Here is a 15,598-nt window from a genome sequence, read left to right as displayed (position 1 = left end):
TAAAAATAGGTCATAAGCTTCTGACCTGTTGTGATAAAAATAGAACGAAACCAACAAAAAACACATACAACTACAATACAAAAATCCACATAAATAAGGATTGCACATAAAATGTGTAATACTTAATTTTGCAGGCGAAAATAAAAACGGTGAATACAAATGGATACAAAAAAAATAACATACATGGCAGTTGCCTTGATGTGGTTAACAACAACCGAAAGTCAGGCTGCAGTGTTTAAATATTACAGTAACACAGCATTTTCTGAAAACAAAGTCTCTTTGACAGACGTTGCAAATAAAATTGAAGCAACAGACACTTCACGAGTATACAACCTTGACGAAGTTGTCATCGTATCACAGCCCAAAGAAGCTTTGCTTCTGAGGCAGCAGCCACTTAGCTCTTCAATGTTCACCGGCAACGACATAAACAGCCTTGGAATAACAGACCTGAGCATGCTTGCCAGCTATGTACCTTCTTTCGCAATGCCTGCATACGGTTCACGTCTTACATCTTCAATGTATATCCGTGGTATAGGCTCGAGAGTAAACAATCCTGCAATAGGAATATATGTCGACGGCATCCCCATGGTAAACAAGAGCGCATTCAACATACATACATACCAGATTGACCGAGCCGACATTCTACGTGGTCCACAAGGCACACTGTATGGCATGAATACAGAAGGCGGACTGTTGCGCTTATATACAAAAAATCCGATGAAATATCAGGGAACAGACATTCATCTTGGTCTGGGCACACATTTTCAAAGGGATTTTGAAGCAGCTCATTACGGAAAGCTTGGTGATAACGCTGCCTTCAGCATTGCAGTTTTTTATAGCGGAAGTAACGGATTCTTTAAAAATCAGACAACAGGCAACAGAGCTGACAATTATAATGAGGCTGGCGGCAAGGCACGCTTTGTGTCAAGACTAACAGACAAGTTCACCATAGACTTTACAGCCGATTATCAGTATGTAAACCAAAACGCCTTCCCATATGGTCTGCTTGACATAACGACCAACAATGTTGAATCACCATCGGCCAACAGACAAAACAGCTATAAGCGAAATATGCTTAACACTGGCCTTAACCTTAAATATGCAACAGACAAATTTACACTGACATCAACCACAAGTTATCAGTTCATGGACGATTGCATGATGATGGACCAAGACTACCTTGCATCAGACTTCATGCATCTGGAGCAGCGGCAGCTCACTAACGCAATAACACAGGAACTGACCGTAAGAAATAACACAGAAGGTAAATGGAAACATGCTACAGGCCTTTATGGATCGTACCAATGGCTAAGAACTGACGCCCCTGTATTTTTCGACGAAGACTTTACCGGCCGCATATCAGGCGGAATACAGTCGGCAATGTATAATTCAATACTTAAGGCAATGATCGACAAGATGGTTGCAGCAGGCATGCCGCAGGCTGCAGCCGAAAAAGCAGCAGCCGCGGCAATAGAGAAAGCTGGAGGAATTAATGTAAGCGCAGACATGAAAGTTCCGGCTACATTCAACACTCCACAGCTCAACATCGGCGTCTTCCATGAATCTAACATCAGTCTTACAAACCGGCTGACAGCAACACTTGGACTTAGATACGACTACAACAGGGTAAAAGTGCATTACGACACATACGCTGCAATGGCAATTACGGCAAATGTTATGGGACAAAGCATGACAAACACATTGACATCAATGCTCAACAACATGTCGCACGACAACTACAGCCAACTTCTTCCGAAAGTAGGTCTTAGCTACACAATTGACTCTGACGGAAGTAACGTGTATGCCACTGTATGTAAGGGATACAGGGCCGGAGGCTACAACATACAGATGTTTTCAGACATACTTCAACATGAACTTAACGAAAACAGCAACAAGGCCATGACCGGGAGCTACGACATACCTCACACACAGGCAGACTATGATGAAATAAACAATACGATATCATACAAGCCGGAGGAAAGCTGGAACTATGAAATCGGTGCCCATCTTAACCTGTTTGACAATAAGATTCATGCAGATTTAGCCGTATATTACATGCAGATACGCAACCAGCAATTATCAGTAATGGCCGGTGAATACGGATTCGGACGAATGATGGTCAATGCAGGAAAAAGCATAAGCTGGGGACTTGAAGCAGCACTGCGAGGCAGTGCGTTCGACAACAGTCTTACATGGTCGGCTGGATACGGGCTTACAAGAGCGACATTCAAAGAATACAACGAGACAAGCAATGACACCGAGATAAGCTACAACGGAAAACGTGTACCATTCATACCTATGCACACTCTAAATGCCAGAGCTGACTACAGAATAAGGCTCAATGGGTCAGCCGTACAGTCTGTTGTCATCGGCGCAGACGTAACAGCTCAGGGACGCATATACTGGAACGAGGCCAACACATACAGCCAGCCATTCTATGCTCTGTTAGGAGCACATGCCGACATTAACTTCACCGGCGTAAGCCTGAAACTGTGGTGCCGTAACATTACAGACACTCATTACAACACATTCGCATTCGACAGCAGTGCATCTGGACAAACCATTTATCTGGCTCAGCGCGGCACTCCGATACAAGCAGGATTTGACATCAACCTGCATTTCTGACACAATGGAGAATAGAAATTTACATAACAACAAGCAACAGATAATTTTATAAGAAATGATAAAACAGACGGAATTTACACTGAAACCGCGTACACGAGGCTTTCATCTTATAAGCAACGAGATAATAAGCCAGCTGCCGCAACTGCCTAAAAACGGACTGCTTAATCTATTTGTTAAACATACAAGCTGCGGACTTTGCATAAACGAAAATGCTGACCCTGACGTACGCACAGACATGGAAGGCATATTCAACCACATAGTACCCGAAAATCAGCCATACTTTTGTCATACCCTTGAAGGAAGCGATGACATGCCGGCCCATGCAAAATCTGTCATATCAGGCGTGAGTCTCAGCATACCCATAACTGACGGCCGTCTGAATCTCGGCACATGGCAGGGTATTTATCTCTGTGAATACAGGAGCCACGGCGGCCCGAGACGCATAGTTGCCACGATTATAGGCGAATAAACACACCCCTGTCAGCACTCTTTGGTATTTAAATTGACAAGAACCCGCACAAACGGAGCAGACAATAATAAAACTGGCCATATCATAACACTCTTTTCTGAGTGATGATATGGCCAGTTTTGCTTTAATAGGCAATTATATTAAAAGTAAAGCCATATAATTTTGTATGAATGGTTTATCACTGCTTATCCAGCCACAATAAATACCGGTTTGTCAGAATGGGAAAAGCAGAGGCAGAACAAACACCATAACCAAACCTATAATTATCTGAAGAGGAAGTCCAACTTTTACATAGTCCATAAATGTGTACCGCCCGGCCTGCATGACAAGTGCATTTGGCGGTGTTGAAAACGGTGAGGCAAAACACATGCTGGCACCAAGCGTAACAGCAAAAAGGAATGGATATGGACTTAACCCAGTTTCCGTCGCGGAAGCCAAGGCAATAGGAGCCATAAGCACAGCCGTAGCAGTGTTGCTTATAAACATAGTAAGAAGCGACGTCGTAAAATAAATTCCTGCAAGCAACACAAACGGGCCGTATGCACCCAATCCGCTTACAAGCGAATGAGAAATCAATGCCGAAGCTCCGGTTTTCTCCAGTGCCACAGACATAGGCAACATGGCAGCAATAAGCACCACGCTCTCCCAGTTAATTGTCTTATATGCAGCCTCAACGTTACGGAAACATCCCGTAAGCACCATCAGCACGCCGGCTATCATAACAGCCGTAACAGGGGCTACGGGAATAAAGTCGAACACCATCATGGCTATCATTAGCAACATTATGCAGGCTGCCAGCGGTGCCTTATAGTCGAGAGTAACCTTTGCGGCCTCTTCGAGCGGCTGTCCCAGCACCACCCAGTCGTCCTCATCTCTGCCTAAACGGCTTATGTTGGCCCATGTTCCCTGAACCAGAAGCACGTCGCCTCCATGCAGGCGCACATCAGGCAGCCCCTCCATTATATATTCGCCCTTACGCCTTATGCCGATTATATTTATGCCATATTTAGAGCGAAACGACGATTCCTTTAGCAGACGGTTTACGAGGCGCGACGTAGGCAACAATACTATCTCAGCAATGCCAATGTCATAAAAGTCGAGTGACTCATGTTCTGCATGTCCGTCAGAAACAGCCTTTGAAGGGATGTCCAAAGAGTAGTCTGCAGCAAGCCGCAATGCTTGTTCTCTCTCCCCTATCACGTATATTATGTCGCCGTCCTGCATTATTGTATTCGGACCGGCAAGCTTCTGACTTACACTTTTTATTATACCCTTCTGCCTGGTTGTCTCACGCCTTATTTCCAGCACAGTAAGTCCATAACGGTTGTGTACGTCAAGCTCAGCCACAGTCTTTCCCTTAGCCTTCGATCCAGCCCCTACGACAAAGCGCGAAAGGTTTTCATCAAGACGGTATTCACGCACAAGTTCGTCAAGAGATTTTGTCTTGTGCTCCTTATCCTTGTCGCCGTCATTTTTCTTGACAAGCAGCCACTTGCTGAGCGGCAGAAGCACGATGATGCCGATGACGATGCATATCAGTCCGACAGGAGTGAACGAGAAAAACGACAACGGAGCATAGCCATTCTCAGAAAGAACGCCCTGAATAACAAGATTTGGCGGCGTACCGATAAGCGTCAGCATACCGCCAAGGCTACTGGCAAAGGCTAACGGCATGAGCAGGCGCCCCGCACTTATGCCGGCCTTGGCAGCAAGGCTCACAACGATAGGCAACATAAGGGCTACCGTGCCCGTGTTGCTGACGAATGCCCCAATAACGGATGTAACTGTCATAACAAGAAGAAACAGGCGCAGTTCGCTGTCGCCGGCCAGCTTCATTATGCGTCCGCTTATCATCTTTGCAAGTCCGGTCTGAAATATAGCTCCGCCAACAACAAACAGGCCTACCATCATTATCACCACCGAATTTGAAAAGCCTGAAAGAGCCTCTTCGGGCGTCAGTATGCCCAACGACATAAGCAGTATAAGAGCACACAGGGCAACAATGTCTGAACGTATTTTTCCTATTGCAAAAAAGAAAGCGGAAACAGCAAGTATTATTAATGTCGTTATCATATAAACAAGAATAGTTTTCTGAATCAGTCTATCAAAAAAACATAACATACACCTACGGCCACAAACCTGCCAGCACGACAGACATACAGCTCAGGCAACCATGTTATATGGTTATATGCAAAGATAACCATTTTAAAAGAAAGACTGCTGACGGGCTTCTCTTTTTTACTATCCTTTAACGAAACAAATAAAACCTGCACTCCGTGCTACATAACATTTAACTTTTAAAAATAGGTGCACAGGATTGCATTTTAACCGAAAAGCAGTATTTTTGTAACAAAGTTAATCAATACAGTAAAGATGAATCTATTTGCCAAACGAATATCCGACCTTCTGAACATCAACATAAAATATGTTGACAACACCCTGGAGCTGCTCGACTCGGGATGCACCATCCCCTTCATAAGCCGTTACAGGAAAGAACGTACAGGAGGGCTTGACGAAGTTCAGATAACACAGATTTGTGAACTGAACGAGCGCATGAAGGAAACCGCCAAACGTAAGGAAACCATAATAAAGACAATAAGCGAACAGGGTAAACTTACCCCCGAACTGGAAAAGCGTATTAACGAATGTTGGGAGCCGGAAGTGCTTGAGGACATCTACATGCCCTACAAACCGAAACGGCGCACAAGAGCTCAGGTGGCAAGGGAGAACGGCCTCGAACCGCTGGCAACAATAATAATGCTGCAACGCGACAACGCCCCCGAGACAACAGCACGGAGATTTATAAACGAGAACGTCAAAAGCGAGGAAGACGCCATAAAGGGAGCTTTGGACATTATAGCCGAAAATGTCAGTGAGGACGAACGCTCACGTAGCCAGCTGCGCAATGCCTTCAGACGCGGGGCAATAATAACCTCGAAAGTAATAAAGAGCAAGGCCGACACTGACGAGGCTGCAAAATACTCCGACTACTTTGATTTCTCCGAACCGCTGAAAAGATGCTCGTCACACAGATTGCTGGCAATGAGGCGGGGCGAAAAGGACGGCATACTGCGCGTAAGCATTTCTGCCGACGACGAAGAATGCGTTGAAAAGTTAAAACGTCTTTTTGTAAGAGGCTACGGCAGGTGCTCAACACTCGTAGGCGAAGCTGTGACCGATTCGTTCAAGCGTCTGCTTAAGCCTTCAATAGAAACGGAGTTTGCCACCCTGAGTAAGGAGAATGCCGACGGTGATGCCATAGCCGTATTTGCAGAGAATCTGCGCCAGCTTCTGCTTGCCGCGCCTTTAGGACAGAAGCGCGTGATGGGCATCGACCCAGGCTTCCGTACAGGATGCAAGGTGGTATGCCTCGACGAGCAGGGCAACCTGCTTCATCACGAAGCCATATTCCCCCACCCTCCGCGCAATGAACAGATAGAAGCATCAACACAGATAAAGGAGATGGTGAAAAAGTATGGCGTAGAGGCCATAGCAATAGGCAACGGCACGGCTAGCCGTGAGACCGACAGGTTCGTAAAAACTCTCGGACTTGCAGACAGCATACAGGTCTTCACAGTAAGCGAAGACGGAGCTTCAGTTTATTCTGCCTCAAAGACTGCGCGCGAGGAGTTTCCCGACAAGGACGTAACCGTGCGCGGTGCCGTAAGCATAGGCAGGCGACTTATGGATCCTCTGGCTGAACTTGTAAAGATTGACCCTAAAAGCATCGGCGTAGGACAATATCAGCACGACGTTGACCAGGCCAAGCTGAAAAAGAGCCTTGACCTTACCGTTGAAAGCTGTGTCAACTCGGTTGGTGTAAACCTTAACACCGCCAGCAAACATCTGCTCACCTATGTGAGCGGCCTTGGACCGACGCTTGCACAGAATATAATAGACTACCGCACGGCCAACGGAGCATTCAGCAGCCGTTCTCAACTGCTGAAGGTGCCACGGCTCGGCCCGTCGGCATTTGAACAGAGTGCAGGTTTCCTGAGGATACCGGACGCAAAAAATCCGCTTGACAATACAGCCGTACACCCTGAAAGCTATAAGATTGTAGAGAAAATGGCAAAAGACTGCGGATGCAGCGTGGCAGAACTGATTAAAGATAAAGACAAGCGAAAGAGCATCAGGCTTGACAGATATGTAAGCGAAAAAGTAGGCATGCCAACGTTAACGGATATTATGACCGAACTTGAAAAGCCGGGACGCGATCCGCGCGAACAGCTCGAAGAGTTTGAATTTGATCCTAACGTGAGCACTCCCGACGATCTTGTTGAAGGCATGGTTCTGCCGGGCATTGTAACCAACATTACCAACTTCGGAGCTTTTGTCGACATTGGAGTTCATCAGGACGGACTGGTGCACATATCACAGCTTGCCGACAGATATGTAAGCGACCCCACACAGGTTGTCAAATTACATCAGCACGTAATGGTGAAGGTTATAGAGGTAGACCGCAGACGCAACAGAATATCGCTTTCGATGAAAGCATGCAAATAATGTATTAATGTCGGTTGAAATATATGTCACTTTATTTCAACCGACAAAATATTTATAATCGTTCTGTTTTATACCTTTTATCAAAATAGCTCAAAGCAGCACCAATAGCAGTACAATATTCAGAATATTCAGGGATAATGAGTTTTACACGATATAGTTTCTCAATAGGAGGAAACACCCTACGGCATTGAGGCAGCAAAGTTAGATTGCCAATCATAACATACTCGCGAATATCACTGCCTATCGAAGCCAACACCGCAGACTGCCCAACAGACTGCAAGACAGCCCAAATCAGCCCGATGGCAATATCTTCACGAGAAGCATCACTTTTTGCATTACCAAACAATGAAGCTACTGCAGACATCGGTAATCCAGGCAACGGTTTGGCACTTATGTCACCAATAGTTAAATTTATCTTTGACACGTCACCATTCATCGCAATCTCTGACACAGTACGTATGTCATCTGTCTTCAGCATAAGACGCGCCAAACCCTGCAAAGTTCCGCCTCCAATCCCTATTCCGCCAATGTGCTCTATCTTATCGCCGTCACATTTTACAAGAGATGTTCCGGTGCCCATGCTCACAACAATTATCTTGTCCCTTCCTGACTCATGTCGGGCACCAAGTCCGTCAGCTATAAACTCGTTAGCTTTATCGGTAGGCAAGCCATAAACAGGTTCGTTTATATATGCGCTGCCAACACCTGTAAGCATAACATGCTCCACATCAGAAAGTTGTATCTTATTGTCATACAGATACTTTCCGAATGCGCCATATAAAGAAGTAACAGGGTCTGTTGCCTTGACACGTATAGGCGAAACAACATGGCCGTCACGTATTCCAACTATTTTTGTCGTACTGATTCCGACATCAATACCGATAACTATTCCCATAATATTTAAACTTTTTACAAAGACAATGATTAGCAAGAAAAAAGCCTAAGCAGAGCTCACTCTATAATATAAAGAAAAACCGCAACCTCTCATCAAAGAGATTGCGGTTAATATATAAGATTCGGTTACATCTTATTTTACTTTCTCAACGATAGCCTTGAAAGCCTCAGGATTGTTTACAGCGAGGTCAGCAAGAACCTTACGGTTAATCTCGATACCAGCCTTGTGCAAAGCACCCATAAGTGTTGAGTAGCTCATATTCTCAAGACGAGCTGCAGCATTGATACGCTGTATCCACAAAGAACGGAAGTTACGTTTCTTGTTACGGCGATCACGGTAAGCATAGGTCAAACCTTTCTCCCATGTATTCTTGGCAACTGTCCAGACATTTTTTCTAGCTCCGTAGTATCCACGAGTGAGCTTTAAAATTCTTTTTCTTTTTGCTCTTGAAGCAACGTGATTTACTGATCTTGGCATAATTTTTTTCCTCTAATTTTTGTTCGACATTGATTAACGGAGACACAGCAAGTCGCGTACCTGCTTCATGTTGCTCTGGTCTACGATTGTCTGGTGTACCAGATTACGTTTCTGCTTCTTTGTTTTCTTAGTCAGGATGTGACTGTGGTAAGCATGATGTCTCTTAATCTTACCTGTACCGGTGAAACGGAATCTCTTCTTTGCACCGGAATTTGTCTTCATTTTTGGCATTTTTTCTTAAATTTAAATTAGTTGTTATTTATTAGCTGTGGCAACGTATATACCAGGACGTTACGCACATATTTATTATTTCTCGTTAATTAGTCGTTTCCTTCACTGAGCTTTTTCAGTGCATCAGCTCCGTTCTTGGCGTTATCAAACAGGCCACCGGCTGCAGAAACATTCTTCTCTGCAACGCTGTCAGCAGCTTTTGCTTCAGCCTCACGACGCTCACGGTCCATCTTCTGCTGGCTCTTCTTGGCAATACCAGCCTTTTTCGGACTTAGATAAAGGAACATCTTCTTGCCCTCAAGTGCCGGCATCTGCTCAACTTTACCATATTCTTCCAAATCGTTAGCGAAACGCAACAACAGCACCTCACCTTGCTCTTTAAACAAAATTGAGCGGCCGCGGAAGAATACAAAAGCACGAACCTTATTGCCTTCTTCAAGGAACTCTTTCGCATGCTTCAACTTAAAGTTGTAGTCATGCTCATCGGTCTGAGGTCCGAATCTTATTTCTTTAACCTCTTGCTTAACCTGCTTTGCCTTAAGTTCCTTAGCACGTTTTTTCTGCTGATAGAGGAATTTACTATAGTCGATGAGACGACATACGGGTGGCTGTGCATTAGGAGATATTTCCACAAGGTCAACACCTTCCTCACGCGCCATCTCCAACGCCTGACGTGTTGGTACTACTGTTGATCCGTTATCACCTACGATACGGACTTCCTTTACGCGAATTTGTTCATTCACGCGATAATGATTGTTCTTGTCGTTCTTCATTCAACTATTTCATTCAACTATTTTATGAAAATCGGGTGCAAATTTACTATTTTTCAATCAATCAACAAAAATATTTCTTACCTTTTTTATCTTTATCGTCAAAATCCTTATGAAGGACATGTCTTGTACACCTAAATTATTGACTTACATATACATTTTTGATTTCCAGAATGTACGCATCATGATATCCGCCATGCGAACCGCCGTACCATTTGCTTATTTCAGGATTGAGAAAACACTCAGGCTTGATGTTGTCTTTATAAAGCTTTTCACACTCAAGCGTAAGACGTGCCTGCTTAAACGTAACGCTGCCGCATTCTGTGTCAACCGGCATGAGTCCTGTTGCCTTGACTTTATCACATTCACGGCCGGACTTTGAACCGCAAAGATTGTATATGCTGCGCATATCTGGATCTTTTCCTAGAAAGGACAACGTCACAACGGCATTGTCTTCAATAAAATCATGAGTAAAACGTTCGGGCCTAACAAATATCACGGCTACAGGTTTATTCCATAACCACCCTACACAGCCCCATGAAGCTGTCATGACATTAAAATGGTCTCTGTTGCCTGATGCTATAAGCATCCATTCTTTGCCTATTGCCTCTATAAAATTGTCGTTCAGAGTTTTTATATCTACCTTCTTCATCTTCTGTCATTTATAAATAATAGTTGCAAAGATAATGCAAGATTACAGCAAAGCAAAACTAAGAGCCGAGTTTTTGTATTGCCGGCAAAGATATTGTCATATTTGAAAAGATTTCTTTTTGAACTATGCATAAAAAATTTGAAACCGCCCTGCTTACTGAGGACAGTTTCAAATAAAAACTTAAACATTCAAACTGTTATGGTATTAACACTTTTGACGCAACATCGTTTATGCAAACCACATACATACCAGACTGAAGAGCAACCGACATACTGCCGGAGTCTGATGCAGCAGAATATACTTTCTGCCCGGCCAATGTATAAACAGAAACAGCCGAGCCACCATTCATATTATCTATGTTCAACATTCCAGGCACAACTCTAATCAGCGGCATATGTCCCTCTGAAACAGAAGCAATTGATGTTGTTGTGGTCATGAAGTCTTTCCATTGTTCTGCCTCTTTATACTTATCGATACTTTCTTCTGGAACAAGCAACTTGCACTTGTCTACCGGTGTGAGATTAAAGACATAAGAACCGAGACTTGGCGGCTCAACGGCATAAACGCTGAACTGCTGCAAACCTGATAACCCGGAGAAGCACTCTGTACCTATATGTGAAACGCGACTGCCTAAAGACACACTGAGCAATCCGCTGCAATCCTGAAACACGTAATCGTCTATATATTCAACACTTTCCGGCAACGTGATATCCTCTAAAGATTTACATGAATAAAAAGCACTCCAGTCTATACGGGTAAGCTTGTCATTCCAAGCTATATCCTTAAGTGCCGTACACTCAAAGAATGCTCCATTTCCAATAGTCTCAAGGTTTGCGCCCAAAGTCAGTTTCTCTAAAGCCGTACAGCCCTGGAACATCTTTACGCCTATCTCTTTATAAGAATCAGGAATAGTAACTTCTGTCAGTGAAGTACATCCCTGAAATGCACCCGAAGCAAAAGAAACAACATGGTTGGGAAGCACAAGAACAGACAGTTTTGCACAATCTAAAAACGCCTGGATTTTTACTGTCTGCAAAGCATTCAGGCCAGACATATCCAAGCTGGTTAATCCGCACCCGCTAAATGCCCCTTTACCGATGGTCTCTAAAAAAGTATTGAAACGGATGTCACTAAGCTGAGAACATTCTACAAAAGCATTCGTGCCAATCTCCTTCAATGATACAGGAAACGATATTTCCGTAAGTGACGAACACAACTTAAAAGCCTCCTCGCCTATTGTCTCTACCTTGTCACCAAAGGTAACAGACGACAGACTATAGCAGCTGTTAAACGCTCCGTCAGGCACAGATGTAACCTCTGCCGGAATAATAATTTTATCTATTGCAGCACAGTTATAAAAGACAGAATTGCCCATACTCTTCAGCGAGGTTGGCAAAACCACATTCTTCAGTTCTGTGCAGCTTGAAAAGCCGGCACGTCCTATAGCTTCAAGACCAGCAGGCATCACAACTTTTTCAAGAGAAGTACAATCTAGGAATGCGCCGGCGCCTATAGTCTTTACATTCTCTCCAATCACAATGCTCTTAACGTTCGTATTACCGTCAAAAGCATAGTCTGCAATTTCATTAACACCTTTCAGATTTGCATCAGAATTCATGTCGATGTCTGTCTCATCACCCTTCCAGCTCTCAAGCACAGTCTTGTCATCAGACAGTTTGTAAGATGTTTCGGGGTATCCTTGTGCAAAAACTGAAGATGCAGCACAAAGAAATATTGCCGCAAATGCACATCTACGCAATTTAAATCTCCTGATTCTTTTCTGCTCTAAAAAATAAGTAAATTTTTCCATACACTTTTTTATCTTTAGTTAAACAATTGACTGCAGAGCTTTATCGTAACCATTTTTCGAATTAACCCATATACTAATACCAGACTTGTTTTAAGAGGCATCAACAAAATTCCATTTTATAACAGCCATAAAAATACGGCTACATGACACACATCCGACAAATGTATCAAAAAAGGAAATAAGTTTCCAAATATATGACATTTTCTATATGAAACAAGATAATGTCACCATAAAAGACAATAAATTAACAATTATTTTGTAATTAAGTGGAGAAACGACGCTTCCTGTCAGCAATAAATGTCTTATGGAGACATCTATCTACAACGTTCGCAACCTTTATATAATATAAGGTATGATAAGCTATCTCCCGCCCCATCATTTTATAGACCAGCCAACGATAAAGATCAAAATCCATACATTAAAATAACATGTTATCGCTATCGTTTATATAGGATGCAGCCCAACATTGTAAATTCAAAAAATGTTTTTTTGTTTTGCATTGCTCTCTCCTTTCATTATCTTTGCATAGTCAAAAAACAAGATAAACAAAGAAATTATGAAAGTAACTGGATTTTTAGACCACTGCAACATCAACGTAACGGACATCGAACGCAGCATTAAATTCTACGAAGAGGCTGTAGGACTGCACGTCAATTCACGTATGGAAGCGAAAGACGGCTCGTTTATTATAGTAAAACTTACAGACGACAAAGGCCTGTACGAACTTGAACTCACTTGGCTTAAAGACCATCCGCAGCCATACGAGCTGGGAGACAACGAGAGCCACATCTGTTTCAGAGTTGCAGAAGACTATAATGAGGTGTTTGAGTTCCACAAGTCAAAAGGATGGGTTTGTTATGAAAACCATGACATGCATCTCTACTTCATCAACGACCCTGACGGATATTGGATTGAAATTCTACCGGTAAAGAATAAAAGCGACAAATAACATTTGCGACAGAATAACACAAAAATCTGCCAATGATATTTGCATAGTCTGCCTATACAAAAAAGTATTTTGCACATACTTTCACCAAAAACGCAGCCTTACGCAATGACACATGATATTACTATGTCATACAAAATAAAAGAGGTAAAAGACGGCATATTGTCTTTTACCTCTTTTATATTATAGCATTCGCCAGAAATTACATTTCAGTTGCCTTCAGCTGTTCTGCAACCTCATCATTAATTTTCTTTGCGAAATCTTCCTTAGTCATTGTACCCTGGTCACCCTGTCCCTGCTTTCTTACAGCAACAGTGCCGTCAGCCTGCTCTTTCTCGCCTACAACAAGCATATAAGGAATACGCTTCATCTCGTTGTCGCGTATCTTACGTCCGATTTTCTCGTTGCGGTCATCAACAATTGTGCGCACTCCAACTGAATCGAAATACTTAGAAAGCTGAGCTGCATAGTCGTTGAACTTCTCGCTGATAGGCAGAATTGCCACCTGATCAGGTGTCAGCCACAACGGGAAATGACCTGATGTATGCTCAATAAGCACAGCTGTGAAACGCTCGAGTGAACCAAACGGAGCACGGTGAATCATCACAGGTGTCTTCTTCGTGTTGTCATCGTCTGTATATTCAAGCTTGAATCGCTCCGGCAGGTTATAGTCAACCTGGATTGTTCCGAGCTGCCAACGACGGCCGATGGCGTCCTTAACCATAAAGTCGAGCTTAGGACCATAGAATGCAGCCTCGCCATACTCTATCTTGGCGTTCAGGCCTTTCTCCTTACATGCATCGATAATAGCCTGCTCTGATTCAGCCCAAACCTCGTCCGAGCCTATGTATTTCTCGTGGTCGTTAGGATCACGCAGAGAAATCTGAGCCTCAAAGTCAGTAAAGTTGAATATTGAGAACACCGTGTTAATGATATCCATTACTCGCAAGAACTCGTTCTTTACCTGGTCAGGACGGCAGAAGATGTGGGCATCATCCTGAGTGAACGAGCGTACACGTGTAAGTCCGTGGAGCTCACCGCTCTTTTCATAGCGGTAAACAGTGCCGAACTCAGCAATACGCAAAGGCAGGTCACGATATGAACGCGGCTTCCATGCAAACACCTCGCAGTGGTGAGGGCAGTTCATCGGCTTCAGCATGTATTCCTCATCGTCCTCAGGAGTATGTATCGGCTGGAAAGAGTCCTTGCCGTAATGAGCATAGTGACCTGAAGTTACATAAAGATTCTTGCTTCCGATATGCGGAGTTATAACCTCCTGATAGCCGTAGCGCTTCTGTATACGGCGCAGCATATCCTGAAGGCGCAGGCGCAGCTCTGTTCCTGCAGGCAGCCAGATAGGCATACCCTTGCCCACACGCTCAGAGAACATAAACAGCTCCATCTCCTTACCTATCTTGCGGTGGTCACGTTTCTTGGCCTCCTCAAGCATAACGAGATACTCGTCGAGCATCTTTTTCTTCGGGAAAGAGATTCCGTATATACGCGTCATCTGCTCGCGCTTTGCGTCACCGCGCCAGAATGCTCCTGCAACGCTTGTTATCTTTATCGCCTTAATAGCGCCAGTGCTTACGATGTGCGGACCTTTACAAAGGTCAGTGAACTTACCCTGAGTGTAAGTTGTAATCTCACCGTCGGCAAGATCCTGCTCTATATGCTCGCACTTATAGTCCTGACCGTCGGCCTTAAACTCCTTCAAGGCGTCTGCCTTAGATATTTCTTTTCTTACAACCGGCTCGTCTTTTGAGGCCAGTTCCTTCATTTTCTTTTCTATCTTCTCGAAGTCGCCTTCCTTTATGACATCGCCTTCCTTCGGCATAACGTCATAGAAGAAACCGTTTTCTATAGCAGGACCGAAGCCAAACTGTATGCCCGGATACAACTCCTGAAGAGCCTCTGCCAGCAAATGGGCTGATGTATGCCAAAATGCATGCTTGCCTTCCTCGTCCTCCCATTTGTAAAGCTCTATCTTTGCATCCTCGTTAATAGGGCGATTAAGTTCCACTGTCTCACCGTTTACGCCGCAAGCCAACACGTTGCGCGCCAAAGCCGGCGATATGCTTTCTGCAATCTGAAGCCCCGTTACACCCTGTTCATACTCACGAACAGAACCGTCGGGAAATGTGATTTTTATCATAACAGCTTTTGTTTAAATCTATTTTGGGCACAAATTTAACCATTTATTTCTTGACATGATAC

Annotated in this window: 12 protein-coding genes; 4 read left to right on the top strand and 8 right to left on the bottom strand. The window is 43.9% G+C overall.

The window, feature by feature from the left end; all coding sequences use genetic code 11:
- Nucleotides 1-159 precede the first annotated feature (159 nt).
- Together QVO66_RS11035 and QVO66_RS11030 are read left to right on the top strand one after the other, a co-directional pair.
- Entirely contained in the window at nt 160-2,625 is a 2,466-nt protein-coding gene (locus QVO66_RS11035; protein WP_021855557.1) for a TonB-dependent receptor, read from the top strand.
- A gap of 55 nt (nt 2,626-2,680) precedes the next feature.
- The gene (locus tag QVO66_RS11030) at nt 2,681-3,094 is read left to right on the top strand and encodes a secondary thiamine-phosphate synthase enzyme YjbQ (protein ID WP_021855556.1); all 414 of its coding nucleotides are present in this window, start codon (nt 2,681-2,683) and stop codon (nt 3,092-3,094) included.
- Nucleotides 3,095-3,307: 213 nt separating this feature from the next.
- Here the strand turns inward: QVO66_RS11030 and QVO66_RS11025 are convergent, their stop codons facing one another.
- Nucleotides 3,308-5,167 (bottom strand): SLC13 family permease, encoded by a 1,860-nt coding sequence (locus QVO66_RS11025; RefSeq protein WP_021855555.1) that lies wholly within the window; start codon nt 5,165-5,167, stop codon nt 3,308-3,310.
- 300 nt (nt 5,168-5,467) lie between these two features.
- Between QVO66_RS11025 and QVO66_RS11020 the strand changes: the two genes are divergently transcribed.
- Nucleotides 5,468-7,600 (top strand): Tex family protein, encoded by a 2,133-nt coding sequence (locus QVO66_RS11020; protein ID WP_021855554.1) that lies wholly within the window; start codon nt 5,468-5,470, stop codon nt 7,598-7,600.
- A gap of 52 nt (nt 7,601-7,652) precedes the next feature.
- Here the strand turns inward: QVO66_RS11020 and coaW are convergent, their stop codons facing one another.
- The 6 genes from coaW to QVO66_RS10990 form a co-directional block, all read right to left on the bottom strand.
- Nucleotides 7,653-8,495, bottom strand: a complete 843-nt coding sequence (coaW, locus tag QVO66_RS11015; RefSeq protein WP_021855553.1) for a type II pantothenate kinase — start codon at nt 8,493-8,495, stop codon at nt 7,653-7,655.
- 132 nt (nt 8,496-8,627) lie between these two features.
- Nucleotides 8,628-8,972: a 50S ribosomal protein L20 gene (gene rplT, locus QVO66_RS11010; protein WP_021852324.1), complete on the bottom strand. Its 345-nt coding sequence runs from the start codon at nt 8,970-8,972 to the stop codon at nt 8,628-8,630.
- Nucleotides 8,973-9,005: 33 nt separating this feature from the next.
- The gene (rpmI, locus tag QVO66_RS11005) at nt 9,006-9,203 is read right to left on the bottom strand and encodes a 50S ribosomal protein L35 (RefSeq protein WP_021855552.1); all 198 of its coding nucleotides are present in this window, start codon (nt 9,201-9,203) and stop codon (nt 9,006-9,008) included.
- 89 nt (nt 9,204-9,292) lie between these two features.
- A complete protein-coding gene (infC, locus tag QVO66_RS11000; RefSeq protein WP_021855551.1) occupies nt 9,293-9,976 on the bottom strand; it encodes a translation initiation factor IF-3 in 684 nt (227 codons plus the stop codon).
- Between the two features lie 136 nt (nt 9,977-10,112).
- Nucleotides 10,113-10,625 carry a flavin reductase gene (locus QVO66_RS10995; RefSeq protein ID WP_021855550.1) on the bottom strand — a complete coding sequence of 171 codons (513 nt, stop codon included), beginning with the start codon at nt 10,623-10,625 and terminating at the stop codon, nt 10,113-10,115.
- A gap of 196 nt (nt 10,626-10,821) precedes the next feature.
- On the bottom strand, nt 10,822-12,435 hold the full coding sequence (locus tag QVO66_RS10990; RefSeq protein WP_021855549.1) for a leucine-rich repeat protein: 1,614 nt from the start codon (nt 12,433-12,435) through the stop codon (nt 10,822-10,824).
- A 556-nt stretch (nt 12,436-12,991) separates the two neighbouring features.
- On the opposite strand from QVO66_RS10990, the gene QVO66_RS10985 reads away from it, so the two are divergent.
- On the top strand, nt 12,992-13,384 hold the full coding sequence (locus tag QVO66_RS10985) for a VOC family protein (RefSeq protein ID WP_021855548.1): 393 nt from the start codon (nt 12,992-12,994) through the stop codon (nt 13,382-13,384).
- A gap of 199 nt (nt 13,385-13,583) precedes the next feature.
- Here QVO66_RS10985 and thrS read toward each other — a convergent pair whose 3' ends face one another.
- A complete protein-coding gene (gene thrS / locus QVO66_RS10980) occupies nt 13,584-15,536 on the bottom strand; it encodes a threonine--tRNA ligase (protein WP_021855547.1) in 1,953 nt (650 codons plus the stop codon).
- Nucleotides 15,537-15,598: the final 62 nt, after the last annotated feature.

Origin of the sequence: Prevotella sp. CAG:255 (genome assembly GCF_000431195.1) — a bacterium.
GTDB classification, from domain to species: Bacteria; Bacteroidota; Bacteroidia; order Bacteroidales; family Bacteroidaceae; genus Prevotella; species Prevotella rara.
This window is presented reverse-complemented; position numbering and strand designations above follow the sequence as displayed.